Annotated in this window: 1 protein-coding gene; it reads left to right on the forward strand. The window is 61.1% G+C overall.

Annotation, left to right across the window (positions count from 1 at the left end; genetic code table 11):
- The coding region (gene merR, locus RVY79_RS17335; RefSeq protein WP_317465721.1) for an Hg(II)-responsive transcriptional regulator at positions 1-388 on the forward strand (388 nt) is incomplete at its 5' end.
- Positions 389-465: the final 77 nt, after the last annotated feature.

The following is a 465-nucleotide window of genomic DNA, read 5'->3' on the forward strand; positions in this document are numbered from 1 at the left end:
GGCCGGGGTCAATGTGGAGACCATCCGTTTCTATCAGCGCAAGGGCTTGTTGCTGGAGCCTGACAAGCCCTATGGCAGCATCCGCCGCTATGGCGAGGCGGATGTAACGCGGGTGCGCTTCGTGAAATCAGCCCAGCGGCTGGGCTTCAGCCTGGATGAGATCGCCGAGCTGCTGCGGCTGGAGGATGGCACCCATTGCGAGGAAGCCAGCAGTCTGGCCGAGCACAAGCTCAAGGACGTGCGCGAGAAAATGGCTGACCTGGCGCGCATGGAGGCCGTGCTGTCTGAGTTGGTGTGCGCCTGCCATGCGCGAAGGGGGAACGTTTCCTGCCCGCTGATCGCGTCACTACAGGGTGGAGCAAGCTTGGCAGGTTCGGCTATGCCTTAGCGTGCTTTATTTTCCGTTTTCTGAGACGACCCCTTTAAGGTTGAGGCAGCCGGAGTGGCCAAGATCGGCGAAGGTTG

Source organism: Chromohalobacter sp. HP20-39, from assembly GCF_033052815.1.
Lineage (GTDB): Bacteria > Pseudomonadota > Gammaproteobacteria > Pseudomonadales > Halomonadaceae > Chromohalobacter.